This is a genomic window from Pseudovibrio japonicus, assembly GCF_014651595.1.
GTDB lineage: Bacteria > Pseudomonadota > Alphaproteobacteria > Rhizobiales > Stappiaceae > Pseudovibrio > Pseudovibrio japonicus.
Genome location: NZ_BMXE01000008.1, coordinates 112,351 through 129,795 on the forward strand (window position 1 = coordinate 112,351; position 17,445 = coordinate 129,795).

Consider the following 17,445-nt stretch of genomic DNA (forward strand, 5'->3'; position numbering starts at 1 on the left):
CATTGTGTCGGGTATTTTCATTTGGGGACTAGAAAACGAGGGCAGAAGAGCGCGCCTTAATGGAGGAAGGTGCGACCAGTTTCTGTCCGCTCACAGGAAAGAAATGCGCGCACGCATGATATCGCATCCATGCCATCTTGCGCCCCGATTGAAAGACTATCGAAAGTGCGCCACGAGACGCCAGCCGTCAGCAACTCGCTGATTGTACCGGCACGACGCTCAAGCTCGGCATGAAGGTCTGATGGAGCAGACCCGATGTCTGTAAGGGGAGGGACGTGATGTTAAATTCCGAACTGGATCTGCACCACCAGCGCATGAAAAGCCTTATCGCTTATACAGCCACGTCAATGGAAACACCCCAGCCATCACCGTTTGGAGGCGCAGTCTACTCCGCGGAAGGGGAACTGCTGGCACAGGCCTATGACAGTGTGATCAGGGAGTGTGATCCAACCTGTCACGGCGAGATCAACGCCATCCGGCTGGCAAGCAAGACCCACATGACCCGAAGTTTTGCCGGAGGCATCCTCTACAGCACCTGCGAGCCCTGCGCCATGTGTATGGCTGCTACCGTGTGGGCTGGCTTCTGTACGCTGGTCTTCGGCGCATACACAAATGAAGATGCCACCCACTTCTGGCCTCAGGAAATGGACCTGCGTGCACGCGATATCGCAGAGCATATGGTCGAGCGGCCAAAGATCAAGATTTACGAGGGGATAGAGCGAGAGGCCTGCCAGAATCTCTTTACAGAATGTGCCGCCGCCCATCAGCGGCTTGGCATCGTTATCTGACTGGATTTTTACTCGGCAAGGCCACTTTATTGCACGCTCTGACGAGGCTGAGCGGATAAACTGCGCGAACTGGGGCCAATCCCGCCATATCCGGTGGGAATCCCCTTGCATTCCCACGCAGGCAGTTTTATAAGGCCGCGTTCAAAGTCGCCCGGCGGTTTCCTGTGTCTTGTTCTCGTACAAGAATCAAGCAGGAATTATAGGGCATGCCGTGGCGGCTTCTGATGCATCCATTGCAAATTTTTGATCGGTTTACCGATCATCACAAGAAAGGACGCAAAATGCCCAAGTTGAAGACGAAGTCTGGAGCTAAGAAGCGCTTCAAACTCACCGCGACTGGCAAAGTTAAGTGTGCTCAGGCTGGCAAACGCCACGGCATGATTAAACGCACGAACAAGTTCATCCGTAACGCACGTGGTACCACCACTCTGTGCGATGCAGATGCACGTATCGTGAAAAAATATCTGCCTTACGGCTAAGCCTTAAAACCTGACACTAGGAGACTACCATGTCACGTGTAAAAAGAGGCGTTACCGCCCACGCTCGTCACAAAAAAGTTATTAAGGCAGCCAAAGGTTACTACGGCCGTCGTAAGAACACCATCCGCGTTGCAAAGCAGGCAGTCGAGAAAGCGGCACAGTACGCTTACCGCGACCGCAAGGCTCGCAAGCGCAACTTCCGTGCACTCTGGATCCAGCGTATCAACGCGGCGACCCGTGAACACGGCATGACCTACGGCCGCTTCATCGATGGCTTGAACAAAGCTGGCATCGAAGTTGACCGTAAGGTTCTTTCTGACCTCGCGATCAATCAGCCAGACGCATTCAAAGCACTGGTTGAAAAGGCGCAGGCTGCTGTAGCTTAAGTGCTATAGTAGAAAGCAGAAGCTTTTTGAAAAAGGCAGGTTCCGAAAGGGGCCTGCTTTTTTTGTGTCTGGCATACCGTTCTCATGTTCGACAAAAGCCCCCCTGTATATCCGATGCAGAATGTGAGCAGATAGTGAAGCAATAGCGGAACACATGCTCAGCGCTGAGACAGGGGAACGACATGATCAAGGGGAAATGCGACTGCGGTAAAGTCAGCTTTCAGGTGGAGGCGGTGAGGGATACCGTAACAGTCTGCCATTGCAGCCAATGCAGGCGCACGAGCGGCCACGTCTGGGCCTCGACGCACGCACAATACGACAAGGTTCACTTCACCGCCGACGAGGGGCTGACATGGTACAACTCGTCGGATTTTGCCAAACGCGGCTTCTGCAAATTCTGCGGCTCCAGCTTGTTCTACCGTATGAACGATGAGAACGGGATTGCTATCGCAGCAGGCTGTATCGATGCGCCATCAAATCTGGAGGTCAGCAAGCATATCTTTGTCAAAGACAAAGGCGACTACTACGAGATCACCGATGACGCCCTGCAGATCCAGAAGTTCTGATGCATGCTGTTAGCCTGAACGAAAAACTCCCCCGAGTGGAGACCCGGAGGAGTAAAACTTGTTCTCACGATTGACCTGAGATCAGCCAATCACGCCTTTATCATCGCGCTCGATGACAATCACGGAAGAGCGTGGCAGCTTGCCGCCGTTGTCCGGCCAGGTGCCGCCCGGATGCTGGATGCCAACAAACATGCTGCGGCGATCGGCAGACCATGCCAACCCTGTGACCTCACAGCCTTTTGGACCAGTCATGAAGCGCGCGATCTCGCCGGTCACAGGATCACCAACCAGCATCTGGTTGTTGCCCATTCCGGCAAAGTCACCTTCGTTGCTGTCGTCACCATCTGTCTGGATCCAGACAAGCCCGGTCTCGTCAAACGCCATGCCATCAGGTGAGTTGAACATATTACCGGCATTGACGTTGTCAGACCCAGCTCTAAGGTCTTCGTGCACCTCCGGATTGCCAGCCATCACATAAAGATCCCAGTCGAACGTATCAGCAGCGTGGTCCTTGTTGTGAGGGCGCCAGCGTACGATCTGGCCGTACTTGTTGGTCTCACGCGGGTTCGGGCCATTAACCGAGGTATCATCACCACCAGCGTTTGGTTTCACGCCGCGGTTCTTGTTGTTGGTCAGGCAGCAATAGGCCTCAACGGCTTTTGGATTGGCCGAGACCCACTCAGGACGATCCATGGTGGTTGCGCCAACCGCAGAACCGGCCATGCGACTGAAGATCAGGATCTCCGCTTCGCTCATGCCCGTGGTCTCGGGTGTCAGAGCAAGCCATTCGCCGGTCTGATCATCGTTGAACTTGGCAGCGTACAGTGTCCCATTATCCAGCAGGCCATCAGTCGGTTGACCCGGTGTGTAAACACCGTTGGAGACGAACCGGTACATAAACTCACCGCGTTCATCATCGCCCATGTAAACAACCACACGGCCATCTTCGGCAATAACAAGCTCCGCATTCTCGTGCTTGAAGCGGCCTAATGCCGTGCGTTTCACAGGTGTGGACGTTGGATCGGTCGGATCAATCTCTACAACCCATCCAGCACGGTGCGGCTCGTTTGGGTTCTGCGTAATGTCAAAACGCTCATCGAACTTGTGGTAGTCGTAAAGGAAACCGACCTCGTTGATGCCATAACGCTGATACCCGGCATCAACACCGGCCATACGGGCAACTGGAGGCGTCTCGGTGGCACCAAAGTACCCATTGAAGTTCTCTTCACAGGTCAGATACGTGCCCCATGGCGTCTTGCCGGAGCCGCAGTTGTTCAAGGTACCAAGAGCCAGCGTTCCGGCAGGGTCAGCGGCTGTCTGCAGCAAAGGATGACCAGCTGCAGGGCCTGCCAGCGCAATCGGTGTGATATGCGTAATGCGGCGGTTGAACGGGCTGTTCTTCACTACGTTCCAGCCATCGTCGTCCTGGCTCACTTCAACCACGACCACGCCCTGCAGGTTTTGCAGTTTCAGGACATCCTCAGCACTTTGTGGAGTGCCGTTTTCATTCTGCGGCAGGTTGATTGCACGGTTGGCATATTCGTGGTTGATCGCCAGCAAGTGCTTGCCCTGATATTCGAAGCTCTCCATGCCGTCGGTGTTTTCGCCAAACACCTTGTCCGCGCTGGCCGCAGATCCGCCGATTTCATCATCAAACGGCTCCGCGCCTTCGATGATTGGATCCCCCCAGCTGGCCATCACTTTCCAGCTGTACCCTTCAGGCACATGCACGGTCGCATCGGTGTAGGTCGGGATTGGTTTGAAGGCAAAACGAGAAACGGAAGCTTTTGCTTCAGAGGCTGACAGACCCAGAACGCCTGTCCCCATCACTGCAGCACCTGACCCAAATGCCAGAACGCCGCCCAAGAAACCGCGACGCGAAATAGCGCGTTCCACCACACGGTCAAATTCGTTCTCTTCAGCACGCGGAAAGTTCACTTCATCCCATTCATCAGCTGAGAGTTCATTCTTAAGATTGCTTGACATCAGTAATACCCCGTAAACGAAAGTGAGCGCACTGTACGGCGCTTACATGACATCTTTACGAAGCAACCAGCTCCTTCAAATCCTACATATATTACAGAAATATTATATCTCTATGACGATTCAATGTACACTGGACCTGCTTATGTAAAAGGTGCCGTAGATTAATCTATTGAAATTCTCGTTTATACTTATTATTTGGTTCGTCAAAACTACAATACGTCTATGCGCAAGATTTGTTGAGTGCACCTTTGGTCCCACACTTTACCTGCGGATGCTTAATGTGGGCACCACGGAAAATCCAACAAACCTCAAACCTACAGGATTTACTGGCTATAAAATACACCGTGAAAATAGCCCCCAAAATATGAGGATCAGACTGGATCGATCACCTTTTGAAAGCAGACGGACCGGGTGTCCTTGTACCCTTGTGCTTCATAAAAGCTGGTAGCCTGGGTGTTGTCACTGCGCACCAGCAACTGAACCTTCCAGATGCCTCGCGCCCGTAGCCAGTCTTCTGCTGCTTTCGAGATCGCTTTGCCGAGCCCTTTACCCTGATGTTCTGGGTGAGTGCTGACATAATAAAACCAGCCACGATGCCCGTCCTCGCCGCACATGATGCTGGCCACAATCGCACCGTCCAACTCGCCCACCAGAATAGTAGAATGCGCGCCCTCCAGCGCCTTTTCGATGTCCCGAACCGGATCATTCCACTCCCGATAAACCCCGGCAGCTTTCCAAAGCGCAATCACTGCGTCCTGATCTGATAGACGCATTTCCCGACAAATCATATGCACCACACATTGTAACTAGAAAATATAATCATTATCACAGGAGGTTTTGTGATTATCCTTTGTAATCCAGCATGTTGAGCTTGAAAAGAGGAATAATAACAAGGTTAATAATCTTTAAGTAAAACTATGAAAGTCTCTCTGTAATTGAGAGGTTTTGACATGGCTTTTTTTAAGCGCAACGCACAAATTCTTGATGAAGACGCCGCAAATGACCGAGAGGAAGTGCTCGGTCAGACTGCTGTGACGGAAAGAGCAGAACCGGACAATTCCATTGCGAGTGCCCGCTTGTTCGATGAACTGGACGCACTGGCGCTGGACATGGCAGCAGCTGCGGGAGAGCTGGATGCTGTCAACAACACCGCAGGTGCCCTGCAAACCGCCATGGAGAGCCTGCAAGAGGCCTCAGGGCGCGTTGTTGAAAGCAACCGGGAAGTAAGCGAAGCTGTTGAGCAAACCGCTGAGCAGACCTCCAGCGCGAAGGACACCATGTCCAAATCCCAGCAGGCGGTGACTGAGGCGCTTGCTAACATTAACAGCCTGTCGAATACCATCAGCAATATCAACAGCCAGCTGGAAGGCCTTCAGGCCTCGTTTGCCAACGTACGCCAGTTCTCCAGCTCCATTGATGCCATCGCCCGCCAAACCAACCTGCTGGCTCTCAACGCAACCATAGAGGCCGCACGCGCCGGGGAAGCTGGCAAAGGCTTTGCGGTTGTCGCCAGCGAAGTCAAAGCGCTTGCCAACCAGACCTCTGTTGCAACAGAGCAGATCGACCAGACTATTCTCCAGCTTGGCAAGGAAGCCGACACTCTGGTGGATTTGGGGAAGGGTGCTCTGGATACGGTTGCGACTGCTGAAACCGGAACCCAGTCCATCAATGATCTCTTCCACGAGCTGGAAGCCATGGTCGAAAACATCTCCGCAAACACGGATTGTATCCGCACAGCCTGCGCGAACAATGATGCTGATACAGAAGAGCTGCTGCGCAACCGCGATGAAATGATGGGCGTTGTTTCCGCAAATACCCAGAGTATCGAAACGGTAACAGGCCAGATGCTGGAAACATCACAGACCGCCGACGCCTTTCTGGCCGAAGTGGCTGTCGAACATGGCGACAACCTCAATCAGAAAATGATTGAAATCGCAAAAGAGACCGCGGGTAAGACCATCGCAGCGTTCGAAGCAGAAGTCGACGCAGGTCGCATCTCGATCCATGACCTCTTCGACTTCACCTATACGCCGATCGAAGGAACTGACCCCGCACAGTTCATGGCGCCTTTCACGCAAATGACAGACCGCGTGCTTCCTGTGTTTCAGGAGCCAGTGAAAGATCAGGATGACCATATCATCTTCTGCGCAGCACTGGATCAGAACGCCTACCTGCCAACGCACAGCAAGGAGTATTCCAAGCCGCAAGGCAATGATCCGGTCTGGAACGCTGCGAACTGCCGTAACCGCAGAATGTTTGATGATCGCACAGGGTTGAACGCAAGCAAGAATACCAAGGACTACAGCCTGCAAACCTATCGTCGTGATATGGGGGGCGGAAAGGTGATGATGATCAAACTGGTCTCGGCACCAATCTGGGTCAAAGGCCGGCACTGGGGCAACACCCTCATCGCGTTTAATGCCTGATCAAAAAAAGGCGGGCTGATCCCAGCCCACCTTTAAACACCAGTACCTTCCTGATCTCGGGAAGGTCTTATAGCTCGCCGCGGATCACATAGCGAAGTATATCCACCACCTGATCAGGCTCTTCTGCAACGGCCATCGCCGCCGCATCAACTTCCTTCAGCGGGTGGGTCAATGCTGGATCATGCAGCACAATGATGCTCTTACCCAAAGCGGATGCATAACCGGCATCAAAAGCAGCATTCCACTGCCGCCATTTGTCACCAAAGCGCACGACAACAATGTCGGCTTCAGAAAGCAGCGTGCGGGTGCGAATAGCGTTGACCTTCGCGCCCTTGTGGTCTCTCCAGAAGTTGCTTTCTTCTGCGCCTAAAATCTCGACGCCACAATCATCGCTGTTTTCGTGATCAAGTACAGGACTGTCAAAGTGGACAGGAAGGCCAGCATCCGCCGCACCATGTTCAATCCGTTCTCTCCAATCACTGTGGATCTCACCTGAAAGATAAACACGCCACGTTTTCATCGGCTCGCCTTCCCATAAGAATCTGCGTTCACCCTTAAATTTTAGGAGGGGTTGTAGCTAGGTTCAAGGTCCATCAGCTGATTAGTGACGCTTCTCATGACACGATCACGCTGGCGCTCCAGAGTGGAGAGGCGGTTTTGTGCAAGCAGCAGCTCTGCACGGGCCAGATAAGCATCCATACGCGCTGCCTCTGCTTGTTTGCGGCAGGCCTTTTTGTCTTCACTGGATTTGCAGTTTTTGCCGCGTGCTTCCTCTTCCAACTCATCAATGCGGTACTGGATATTTCGCACCTCATCCTGCGCATCATCTGCTGCCTCATTGGCCACATAAATCTGGTTGCCAAGGGAATAGCCGACCTTGAAGCCTTCCTCGCTCGCAATCGGGCAAACACCGCGATAGCTTTTGTCCTCACGGCCTTGCTCAAAGCCAGAGATTGGAGTGCAATAACTTTGCAGGCCAAGTGTTCGCCCCGCCATATAGGCGTTCACATCCGGCGAGATACCGTACTTGCTGCAAGCCTTTGTATGCTCATTGAGCTTGTCAGAGGTGAAACCGGCACGCCCGTCAACAACACCAATGCCCTGCCAGTCGCCTGTCTTGCAATCGTCCTCAGAAAGTGAGGCACATCCGCTCAGTGTCAATCCAACTGCAGCAACAATAAATCCTACCCGCATCCCCAAATAACCTTCGTATCAGTCCACCCGAAACCGCGATCCCGCAAATCTGAATGAATAAAAATTGAAACTATGAAAACCTAAATAGGAGACATAGCCTGAACACTTGCTGAATACAACTGTTCACGTTATGTTCTTATTAGGGAATCGGGTACCTCTCGATTCGGGAGATCACCTCTTTATTTTTATTGATACTGGATAGTCCTATGACGAAAACCATTGAGTTTAAGGGACGCTGCCTGTGTGGTGCTGTCGCTTTTGAAGGCGCCGCACCGGACGAGCCGGTCAGCAGCTGTCATTGCAAACAATGTCGCCAATGGGGCAGTGGCCCATTTGATGCTTACAGCGTGCCGCTGGCGAATCTGAAGTTCACCTCTGGCGAAGATGCCATCAAATTCTACGAATCCTCTGAGTTCGCCCGCCGCGGTTTCTGCTCAAAGTGCGGCTCAAGCCTGTTCTGGCATGCTGACCGCCACCCCGACTGGAAAGACCGTATCGCCATTGCCGTGGGTACGCTGGAACAGCCAACAGGCCTCACCGCAGGACCGCACATCTTCTGTGCTGCCAAGGCGGACTACCACGAGATTAAGGACAGTCGCCCTCAATATGCTGGCGAAGACTGATTAAGGGAGGAATACATGTCGGATTCGCGGATTTTCAAAGCAAAATGCCTGTGTGGTGAAGTCTCATTCAAAGCGGAAGCGCCTCTCAAAGAGGTCGGCTTGTGCCACTGCTCAATGTGCCGCCGCTGGAACAGTGGTCCATTCCATGCAGTGGGAATCCCGCTTGATGCATTAACGGTTGAGGGCGGCGAGGAGAATATCTCCTACTATCGCTCCTCCGAATATTCCAAGCGTGCGTTCTGCAACAATTGCGGTAGCAGCCTGTATTATCACGGAGACAACATACCCGAGATTTCTAACAAAGTTTATTTCAGCGCTGGACTGCTGGAAGAACCGACAGGCTTAAAACTGGCAGGTCACATCTTCTGCGCCAGCAAGGGCGATTACTACGAGATAGAAGGAGACCTGCCTCAGCACGAAACAGTCGAATAATACCGGTGCAAATGGAGTGCGGTTGGGATCAGAGCACGTTTTATACAGGCTCTAGTTCCAGCCGTTCTTCCACATATAGTCCAGTGCGTCGCGATAGGTTGGGAATTTGAACTTATACCCCAGCGCGCCTTTCAGCTTGGCATTGCTCGCCCGCTTCACTTCGCCATAAAACGTGATTGCCATCGGCGAAAGATCCGCATCTTCAAAGGCAATGGCTGGCGGCGGCTCTACCCCCATCAGGCCAGCAGCATATTCCACCACGTCTTCCGGTGGACACGGCGCATCATCACACACGTTGAAGATACCCGAGGCGTTGTTCTCAAACGCACGCTGCACAGCTCCGGCAATGTCGGCCACGTGAATGCGGTTGAAGACCTGCCCCTCTTTGATAATCCGGCGCGCCTTGCCCTTTTCCAGATTACAAAGCGCATTTTGACCACGGCCATAAATGCCCGCAAGGCGCAAGATGCTGACAGGAATACCGGTCTTTTCGGAAAACGCGAGCCAATCCTTCTCTGCTTTCAGGCGCTGTATAGAACGTTTGGAGGTTGGGTTACAATCTGCTGTTTCAGTGATCCAGCGACCCTGGTGATCGCCGTAAACCCCAATGGTAGACAGGTAGCAAATGGCCGCTGGTTTTGCCTCTGCCAGCGCATCTTTGGCAGCATTCAGCAAAGGGTCACCCTGATCTGTAGGCGCAGCTGAAACCAAAATATGGGTCGCAGACGTAATCGCCTCCAGCAGCTCTTCACTTGCTGTCTCACCGTCAAACAGGATCGGCTCCAACCCAATGGACCGTAGCTCCTCCATCTTCTCTGGCGAGCGAGTGGTTCCGCCGATCCATGAGAACTCGGTACCAAATAGTTTCACAAAGTGACGAGCTGAATATCCAGCCCCCAAAATCAACAAGCGCATTCCATGCTCCCCGGCATATGTCTACAGCTTCAGGTAGTTCCTGCGCACTTCATAAAGCATCACAGCCGTTGCGACAGCCAAATTCATTGAATCAGCTTGCCCTGCCTGAGGAATTTTCACCAGCTCAGAGCAAGTATCAGCAAGTTTATCACTCAAACCTGCCTGCTCATTGCCCATCATCAAAATTACCGGTTCTTTATAATCTACAGCACGATAGTCTTTTTCACCCCGCAAATGGGTGCCAACCACAGGGCCCGACCAGCTCTTGCGGAACTCAACAAACTCATCAGCAGTGCAGCGTACAAGCGGCATATGGAACAAAGAGCCCATCGTCGCCCGCACGGTCTCAACAGCAAACGGGTCCGTTGTGTCGTCAATCAGAATAGCGCCGGATGCGCCAACAGCATCTCCGGTGCGGATAATGGTGCCCAGATTGCCCGGATCGCGCACACGGTCCAGCGCAATCCATGTGGTGGCGCTGTGGGGGTCGATGTCGCTCAGCTTCAGGGTCTGCTGCTCATAAACGCCAACCACCATCTGCGGGTTGTCGCGGCGGGTGATCGCGCCAAGCACAGCATTATTCACTTCAAGAATGAGCGCCCCGCGTGCTTTTGCTTTTGCCGCTGCTTCCAGAGCAATCTTGTTTTCACGAGCTTCAGGCCCAAGCGCCAGATAACGCACGCCCCAGCCTGCTTCCAGTGCATCCGTTGCCAGCTTCAAACCTTCAGCAACGAACAGCCCGCTCTGTTTGCGATTCTTGCGCTGGGCAACAAGGCCCTTGATCTCTTTCACAATCGGGTTGGAGTGTGAGGTGATCTGCTTTACAGCGCCGGCGCGGTGGGTTTCTCTGAATTCCATCGGGTTATGCTCCCTCAGCCTTATTGTTTTCTGGTGCGCTCCACCGGCTGAAAAGGGAGGTTGAGAGCAATCGTGGTCCGTTAAGTTCGCGAATAGCCAGCTCGCCGGATTCAATAGTACCCGGCAGGCCATCTAGGCATTCACGCATCAGTTCGTGAGAGGCAAGGAAGCTGGCGCGAATAGCATAGCTGGACATAAGCAGAAACTGCGCATTTGGCGACAGCAGTTTACGTACGCAGGCCAGCATATGCGGCACATTCTCAAAGAAGTCCCAGACCTCGCCATTGGGCCCACGGCCAAACTTTGGTGGATCGAGAATAATGCCGTCGTAAGTGTTTCCACGGCGTACTTCCCGCTCCACAAACTTCATGGCATCCTCGCAGATCCACCGGATCGGCTTATCTTCAAGGCCGGAAAGCTCCTGATTTTCGCGCGCCCACACAATCGCCTTCTTGGATGCATCAACATGAGTGACATGTGCGCCAAGGGCAGCAGGCAGCAGCGATGCCAGACCGGTGTATCCAAACAGGTTGAGGATCTTGAGTGGGCGGTCCGCTTTTTTGATTTGCTCGCCTACCCAATCCCAGTGGGCAGCCTGTTCAGGAAACACGCCCACATGGCGGAAAGACATGAACTGGCCGTTGAACGTGGCAGGTCCGTATTTCATCTGCCAGATTTCATCTACCTGTTTGGCAAACTTCCAGCGGCCCGGACCTTCTTCCTCAACATCACCGGTAAAGATCGCATCCGCGCTCTTCCATTCGCTCTCCGGCAGGCGAGGGGCACCCATGGCCTGTGCTTCGGGGCGGATCAGCTTATAGCGGCCATACCGCTCCAGCTTCTGTCCGTGTCCCATGTCCAACAGGGCATAGTCGTCCCAGCCGTCCATCTCCACCATTACTGGCAAAACGCTGGCAGGCGTGGCAAAGCGAGCGGATGTAGGTTTGTGCTCCCGCACGATCGGTTCAACGACGGCCGTGGCTGGAGCGCTACGCGTTTGCTCGCGCCGGTTCGGGCGGGCAGCAGCCGGGCTGTCTTTTTTGCCACCACGAGTGTCGCGGGGATTACGCGCCTCTCGTTGGTCACGCCCGTCACGACTATCCCGTTTGGCAGAAAAACCACGCTTCGGACCGGTGTCCCGCCGTGCTCCGCCTTTTTTGGATTGCGCATTGCGAGCGCGTGGAGCGCCGCCTTTTGGTGATTTGCTCAAGGATGTTGCCTTTGATTTTCTGCGCACAAACGCGAGGCAAAGCCTCACGCTGATTTCATCTGTTTAATGAAAAGGCATTAAGGCGATGCGAGCCTGCGGTCAACGCTTTAGCGCAAAACAACGCCTTTACCGTTAAGTGAGTATCCACAGCACGCAAGCACCGCCCTGACGCGGGACCTGTAAAACGTCACTGTCTTCTGAAAAGAAGTTTTGAGCATTCATGACAATTTTAACACGAGAGGTACTTGTCTTTTCCCTCGGTTTAAGTCCAATCTACATGACGTAGAATGCAAAAGTGACCTTAAGGCGCAAAGCCTACCTAAAGGAAGCACTGAGAATAACGAGGGGGCCACTCTATGGAAATGTCTGGAGAGCAGCAAATACCTGCGAGTCAGGAAAAAGTTTGGGAAGCTCTCAACGATCCTGAATTGCTGAAAAAGTGTATTCCGGGTTGCGATAGTCTGGAAAAAACCTCCGACACAGAAATGACAGCGACAGTCACCGCAAAAGTGGGACCGGTAAAGGCCAAGTTCAAAGGCGCAGTAACGCTCTCTGATCTGAACCCGCCAAACTCCTACAAGATTTCCGGTGAAGGCAAAGGTGGTGTGGCTGGCTTTGCCAAGGGGTCGGCAGATGTCGCTCTAGCGCCGAGCGACGACGGCACTCTCTTGAGTTATGAGGTGACCGCAAAGGTTGGCGGCAAGCTTGCCCAGCTGGGCAACCGGCTGATCGATTCCACAGCCAAAAAGATGGCTGAAGAGTTCTTCTCAAACCTGAACAGAGAACTTGGCGGCGAGCCCGTGTCCGAAGCGGATGAGTCTCTTGCGGACGAAGAGCCGGATACAGCGCTGATCGAAGAAGCCAAGACCATTGCCAACCAGCACATGGTCGATGCTCCGACGGAAGTGATTGCAGACGCTGAGCATGCCTTGGAAGAAGCGGTTAAGGATGTTGAAGAAAAAGTAGAGGTTGCCGCAGGCAAAGGATTCCTAGGTGGCCCGTTGGGCTGGGGAATTATCACTCTGCTTGTTCTGATTGTGCTTTATTGGTTGCTTGGAACCTAGAAGTTTGGTGGTTGCAAACGGCAGTGTATGGAGCGGGTTCACTGCCGAATAACCATCCCAGAGAATAATTGGGCCAGCGGCCTAATTTATAACCAACTACGTTGATAGGAGCGGAGACCCCGATCAAGGTTGTTGGCTTCATAGCCTGCGGACGCGAAAATTGCAGGCTTTAGTGAGGGAGGAAAACCATGACGACTGTCTCTTTGACGGTGAATGGAAAGCAGATTTCTGGTGAGGTTGCAGACCGCACCCTTCTATCGACATTTCTGCGTGAAAATCAGGGACTGACCGGAACGCACATTGGCTGCGATACCTCGCAGTGTGGTGCATGCCTTGTACATCTGGACGGCAGGGCGGTTAAGTCCTGCAGTATGCTTGCTGTTCAGGCATCTGGTTCTGCCGTTACCACCATCGAAGGCATTTCCCAAAATGGCCAGCTGCACATCATGCAGAAGGCATTCAAGGAAAACCACGGCCTTCAGTGCGGCTTCTGTACCCCCGGTATGATTATGTCCGCAATCGACATGATTAATCGCCTCGGGACTGATTTGGACGAAAAGACAATCCGCCATGAGCTGGAAGGCAATATTTGTCGCTGCACCGGCTACCACAACATCGTCAAGGCGATCAAAGCTGCTGCAGACGAGATGGCGGAAGTTCTCCAAGCCGCAGAATAATTCAGAGTTCAACTGGCCTTGAGGCCGGATGCACCCCGTTTCACGCGGAGGGGCAGTACTGGCGTCTATGAACAGTTGCTGAAGTCAACCTTCCGGGAGGGGATGGAAATGGCAGCAGAAGGAATTGGCGCACGGGTGCTGCGCAAGGAAGATAAGAGATTTATTACAGGAAATGGCCGCTACACCGATGATATGACCATGCCACGCATGGGCTACGCGGCCTTTGTTCGTTCAACCCACGCGCATGCGCGCATCAAGTCCATCAACACCGACGAAGCGATGAAAATGCCGGGTGTTGATGCGGTTCTCAATGGCCACCAGCTGGTTGCCGACGGTATCGGCAACATCATCTGCGGATGGATGATCCACTCCAAAGACGGGTCTCCAATGAACATGGGCGCCTACCGTGCCCTTGAGTCGGAAACCGTGCGCTTTGTTGGTCAGGCAATCGCAGTTGTTGTGGCTGACACCCTGCAACAGGCCCGTGATGCAGCCGAAGCTGTCATCGTGGACTATGAAGAGCTGCCAACCGTCGTCGATAGCCTTGATGCGCTCAAGGACGGCGCCCCGCAACTCCATCCGGAAGCTGCTGGCAACCTCATTTACGACTGGGAGATCGGTGAGGAAGCGGCAACCAATGAAGCGTTCGCCAACGCCGCGCACATCACCCAGATGGACCTGGACAACAACCGCCTTGTTCCAAACCCGATGGAGCCACGCTCTGCTCTGGCCCATTTTGATCCTTCGGAAGAGCACTACACGCTCTACACCACCTCTCAAAACCCGCATGTAGCCCGCTTGGTTCTCTCCGCGTTCTACAACGTGGCGCCGGAGAACAAACTCCGCGTGGTGGCACCGGATGTGGGTGGCGGCTTTGGCTCCAAGATCTTCATCTATCCGGAAGAGATCGCTTGTTTGTGGGCCACAAAACGCGTAGGCCGTCCGGTCAAATGGACCTCGGACCGAACCGAAGCGTTCCTGACAGACGCACATGGTCGTGATCACCACACCACAGCTGAGCTGGCTCTGGATGCGAACAACAAAATCACCGGTTTCCGCGTGAAGACAGTCGCCAACCTTGGTGCCTACATGTCCTTGTTCTCATCTTCCGTGCCAACCTACCTCTACGCAACGCTGCTGTCCGGCCAGTACAACATTCCAAATATCTACGCGAATGTGAAAGCGGTCTACACCAACACAGCGCCGGTAGATGCGTATCGCGGGGCAGGACGTCCGGAAGCGACTTATGTTGTTGAGCGCATGATGGAAACGGCAGCAAAAGAAGTTGGCATGGCGCCAGCAGAATTCCGCCGCCTGAACTTCGTCCGCGAGTTCCCACACCAGACACCTGTAATCATGGCCTATGATGCCGGTGACTACGAAGCATCTCTCGATCAGGCCATGAACGCCATTGATTACAACGGCTTTGCGCAGCGTCGCGCTCAATCTGAAGCTGCTGGCAAACTCCGTGGCATCGGCATGTCCTGCTACATCGAGGCCTGCGGCATTGCACCCTCTCAGGCAGTAGGCTCATTGGGCGCTGGCGTTGGCCTATGGGAGTCTGCCGAGGTTCGTGTCAATGCTGTTGGTACCATTGAGGTGCTGACCGGTTCTCACAGCCATGGTCAGGGACATGAAACCACCTTCGCCCAGTTGGTGTCAGACCGCTTAGGCCTGCCAACCGATAGCATCTCCATTGTTCATGGCGACACTGACAAGGTGCAAATGGGCATGGGCACATACGGCTCCCGCTCAGGCGCCGTCGGCATGTCCGCGATTTCCAAGGCACTCGACAAAGTCGAAGCCAAGGCGAAGAAAATCGCAGCGCACCTGATGGAAGCCTCTGAAGGGGACATCACCATCGAGAACGGCGAGTTGAAAGTTGCCGGAACCGACAAAAAACTCTCCTTTACAGAAGTCTCACTCGCAGCTTACACCGCCCACAACCTGCCGGAAGGTATGGAGCCGGGGCTGAAGGAAGGAGCGTTCTACGATCCAACCAACTTCACGTTCCCTGCAGGCTGTTACATCTGCGAGGTGGAAGTTGATCCGGATACTGGCGTTGTCTCCATCGAGAACTTCGTGGCAGCCGATGACTTTGGCACCATCATCAATCCGATGATTGTGGAAGGTCAGGTCCACGGTGGTCTGGTGCAGGGCATTGGTCAGGCCATGCTGGAACACACCCAGTATGACGAAGATGGCCAGCTGCTCACTGCATCCTACATGGACTACGCCATGCCGCGTGCAGACAATGTGCCGTCCTTCAAGCTGGAAACCACAGTCACAGAATGTCCGGGCAACCCGCTCGGCATGAAAGGCTGTGGCGAGGCTGGTGCGATCGGTTCACCGCCTGCTGTCATCAACGCCATCACGGACGCTCTTGGCATCCGCGACATGACCATGCCTGCCTCGCCTAACCGGGTCTGGCAGCTCATTCAGGACAATGGCATGAAACAGGCAGCGGAGTAATCAAGTGACACAGGCTGGCGCAAAACCGACATTGGATCACAAGTTCATCGCCATTGAACTCAACCAACGCACATGGGCTCTTCTGGATAAGGAGAACCGGTCGGCGGAGGAAAATGACGAGATACTCCATGTCGCGCACGCCAGCCTCTGGCACTGGCTTCAGGTGGGAACGAAAGTCAATCACCAACGCGGGCTCTGGCTCGTGGGTCGCGTCCATGTTTTGCTCGGCAACATCGAAGCAGCCATGCGTTATGCGCTGCAGACCATGGAGCTGACCAATGCGCATCAGGAGGATATGGCCGATTTCGATCATGCCTATGCTTCCGAGCTTATGGCACGCGCCAAGTTGTTGGCGCGTGAGGACAGCGAAGCCGCAATTCTGTTCCAAAGAGCAGCGCGGCTTGGTCAGCTGATTGACGGCGAGCAAAATCGCAAGATTTTCTTTTCTGATCTGGAGGCTATTCCGTACCCGAAAGCTGAATTATCCGAACTAAACTCATAGCAACTCTGCCAAAGACCCCTATGGGGATGGGAGGCTAAAAATGTACGAGACCAAATATCATCGCGCATCGACAGTGTCAGATGCAGCCGCAATGCTGAAGAACGCCGATGACGGCAAACTGCTTTCTGGCGGTCAAACCCTGATCCCAACCATGAAGCAGCGCCTTGCCGCACCAAGTGATCTGATCGACCTGCGTCACATAGACGAGATCTCCGGCATTACCAAACAGGCGGACGGCTCAATTCGCATTGGCGCAGCAACATGCCATGCGGATGTGGCTGGCAATGCTGATGTCAGAGCCGCTCTTCCGGGACTGGCTGATCTGGCCGGACACATCGGTGATCCGCACGTTCGCCACATGGGCACCCTTGGCGGGTCTATCGCCAACAACGACCCGGCAGCGGACTACCCGGCAGCATTGCTGGCTCTTGGTGCAACCATCGAGACCAACAAGCGGGAGTTTACCGCGAAAGATTTCTTCACCGGCATGTTCGAAACAGCGCTGGATGAAGATGAAATTGTAACTGCAGTTGTCTTCCCGGCAGCATCACACACCGCCTACGTCAAGTTCCCGAACCCCGCATCCCGCTATGCCATGGCTGGCGTGTTTGTGGCAAAGACGGGATCAGGCGCACGTGTGGCAGTCACTGGAGCAGGGCAAAACGGTGTCTTCCGCATGCCTGACATGGAAAAGGCTCTGGATGGCAACTGGTCTGCTGACGCTGTAGCCAGCATGGCTCCAGCTGTAGATGACATGCTCTCCGACATGCACGGCACCGCAGCCTACCGCGCCAATCTGGTAACGGTCATGGCCAAACGCGCCGTCGCTGCCGCAGCCTGAGAAAACATAGGGGGAGGGGCGTTTGC

19 protein-coding genes are annotated in these 17,445 nt (G+C 54.0%); 12 read left to right on the forward strand and 7 right to left on the reverse strand.

Annotated features, from left to right (window positions below):
- Positions 1 to 278: 278 nt before the first annotated feature.
- The 4 genes from IE076_RS18880 (at position 279) to IE076_RS18895 (ending at position 2,219) form a co-directional block, all read left to right on the forward strand.
- A complete protein-coding gene (locus tag IE076_RS18880) occupies positions 279 to 788 on the forward strand; it encodes a nucleoside deaminase (RefSeq protein ID WP_189438352.1) in 510 nt (169 codons plus the stop codon).
- A gap of 281 nt (positions 789 to 1,069) precedes the next feature.
- Positions 1,070 to 1,267 (forward strand): 50S ribosomal protein L35, encoded by a 198-nt coding sequence (rpmI, locus tag IE076_RS18885; protein ID WP_008553139.1) that lies wholly within the window; start codon positions 1,070 to 1,072, stop codon positions 1,265 to 1,267.
- 29 nt (positions 1,268 to 1,296) lie between these two features.
- Complete coding sequence (gene rplT / locus IE076_RS18890; RefSeq protein WP_008553032.1) at positions 1,297 to 1,653, forward strand: 50S ribosomal protein L20; 357 nt, start codon at positions 1,297 to 1,299, stop codon at positions 1,651 to 1,653.
- A gap of 182 nt (positions 1,654 to 1,835) precedes the next feature.
- Positions 1,836 to 2,219: a GFA family protein gene (locus tag IE076_RS18895; protein WP_189438353.1), complete on the forward strand. Its 384-nt coding sequence runs from the start codon at positions 1,836 to 1,838 to the stop codon at positions 2,217 to 2,219.
- An 81-nt stretch (positions 2,220 to 2,300) separates the two neighbouring features.
- On the opposite strand, the gene IE076_RS18900 is transcribed toward IE076_RS18895, so the two are convergent.
- Both IE076_RS18900 and IE076_RS18905 read right to left on the reverse strand, forming a co-directional pair.
- Positions 2,301 to 4,205 carry a PhoX family protein gene (locus tag IE076_RS18900; RefSeq protein ID WP_189438354.1) on the reverse strand — a complete coding sequence of 635 codons (1,905 nt, stop codon included), beginning with the start codon at positions 4,203 to 4,205 and terminating at the stop codon, positions 2,301 to 2,303.
- A gap of 371 nt (positions 4,206 to 4,576) precedes the next feature.
- Positions 4,577 to 4,993 (reverse strand): GNAT family acetyltransferase, encoded by a 417-nt coding sequence (locus IE076_RS18905; protein WP_189438355.1) that lies wholly within the window; start codon positions 4,991 to 4,993, stop codon positions 4,577 to 4,579.
- Between the two features lie 162 nt (positions 4,994 to 5,155).
- On the opposite strand from IE076_RS18905, the gene IE076_RS18910 reads away from it, so the two are divergent.
- The gene (locus IE076_RS18910; protein ID WP_189438356.1) at positions 5,156 to 6,631 is read left to right on the forward strand and encodes a methyl-accepting chemotaxis protein; all 1,476 of its coding nucleotides are present in this window, start codon (positions 5,156 to 5,158) and stop codon (positions 6,629 to 6,631) included.
- A gap of 67 nt (positions 6,632 to 6,698) precedes the next feature.
- Here the strand turns inward: IE076_RS18910 and IE076_RS18915 are convergent, their stop codons facing one another.
- Complete coding sequence (locus IE076_RS18915; RefSeq protein ID WP_189438357.1) at positions 6,699 to 7,151, reverse strand: YtoQ family protein; 453 nt, start codon at positions 7,149 to 7,151, stop codon at positions 6,699 to 6,701.
- A 41-nt stretch (positions 7,152 to 7,192) separates the two neighbouring features.
- Positions 7,193 to 7,825, reverse strand: a complete 633-nt coding sequence (locus tag IE076_RS18920; RefSeq protein ID WP_189438358.1) for a DUF2799 domain-containing protein — start codon at positions 7,823 to 7,825, stop codon at positions 7,193 to 7,195.
- Between the two features lie 206 nt (positions 7,826 to 8,031).
- Here IE076_RS18920 and IE076_RS18925 point away from each other — a divergent pair, with 206 nt between their 5' ends.
- The gene (locus tag IE076_RS18925; protein ID WP_189438359.1) at positions 8,032 to 8,448 is read left to right on the forward strand and encodes a GFA family protein; all 417 of its coding nucleotides are present in this window, start codon (positions 8,032 to 8,034) and stop codon (positions 8,446 to 8,448) included.
- Between the two features lie 15 nt (positions 8,449 to 8,463).
- Positions 8,464 to 8,880: a GFA family protein gene (locus IE076_RS18930; RefSeq protein ID WP_189438360.1), complete on the forward strand. Its 417-nt coding sequence runs from the start codon at positions 8,464 to 8,466 to the stop codon at positions 8,878 to 8,880.
- A gap of 51 nt (positions 8,881 to 8,931) precedes the next feature.
- On the opposite strand, the gene IE076_RS18935 is transcribed toward IE076_RS18930, so the two are convergent.
- Genes IE076_RS18935 through IE076_RS18945 form a run of 3 tightly spaced genes read right to left on the reverse strand, consistent with a single transcriptional unit; the run spans position 8,932 to position 11,863 of the window.
- Positions 8,932 to 9,795 carry an SDR family oxidoreductase gene (locus tag IE076_RS18935; RefSeq protein WP_189438361.1) on the reverse strand — a complete coding sequence of 288 codons (864 nt, stop codon included), beginning with the start codon at positions 9,793 to 9,795 and terminating at the stop codon, positions 8,932 to 8,934.
- Between the two features lie 21 nt (positions 9,796 to 9,816).
- The gene (locus IE076_RS18940; RefSeq protein ID WP_189438362.1) at positions 9,817 to 10,653 is read right to left on the reverse strand and encodes a TrmH family RNA methyltransferase; all 837 of its coding nucleotides are present in this window, start codon (positions 10,651 to 10,653) and stop codon (positions 9,817 to 9,819) included.
- Between the two features lie 4 nt (positions 10,654 to 10,657).
- On the reverse strand, positions 10,658 to 11,863 hold the full coding sequence (locus IE076_RS18945) for a class I SAM-dependent methyltransferase (RefSeq protein ID WP_371871518.1): 1,206 nt from the start codon (positions 11,861 to 11,863) through the stop codon (positions 10,658 to 10,660).
- 356 nt (positions 11,864 to 12,219) lie between these two features.
- Between IE076_RS18945 and IE076_RS18950 the strand changes: the two genes are divergently transcribed.
- The 5 genes from IE076_RS18950 (at position 12,220) to IE076_RS18970 (ending at position 17,419) form a co-directional block, all read left to right on the forward strand.
- Positions 12,220 to 12,927 carry an SRPBCC family protein gene (locus IE076_RS18950; RefSeq protein ID WP_189438364.1) on the forward strand — a complete coding sequence of 236 codons (708 nt, stop codon included), beginning with the start codon at positions 12,220 to 12,222 and terminating at the stop codon, positions 12,925 to 12,927.
- 188 nt (positions 12,928 to 13,115) lie between these two features.
- Positions 13,116 to 13,604 carry a (2Fe-2S)-binding protein gene (locus IE076_RS18955; RefSeq protein ID WP_189438365.1) on the forward strand — a complete coding sequence of 163 codons (489 nt, stop codon included), beginning with the start codon at positions 13,116 to 13,118 and terminating at the stop codon, positions 13,602 to 13,604.
- Between the two features lie 108 nt (positions 13,605 to 13,712).
- Positions 13,713 to 16,076, forward strand: a complete 2,364-nt coding sequence (locus IE076_RS18960) for a xanthine dehydrogenase family protein molybdopterin-binding subunit (protein ID WP_189438366.1) — start codon at positions 13,713 to 13,715, stop codon at positions 16,074 to 16,076.
- 4 nt (positions 16,077 to 16,080) lie between these two features.
- Positions 16,081 to 16,578, forward strand: a complete 498-nt coding sequence (locus tag IE076_RS18965) for a hypothetical protein (RefSeq protein ID WP_189438367.1) — start codon at positions 16,081 to 16,083, stop codon at positions 16,576 to 16,578.
- 40 nt (positions 16,579 to 16,618) lie between these two features.
- Complete coding sequence (locus IE076_RS18970; RefSeq protein ID WP_189438368.1) at positions 16,619 to 17,419, forward strand: FAD binding domain-containing protein; 801 nt, start codon at positions 16,619 to 16,621, stop codon at positions 17,417 to 17,419.
- The last annotated feature ends 26 nt before the right edge of the window (positions 17,420 to 17,445 follow it).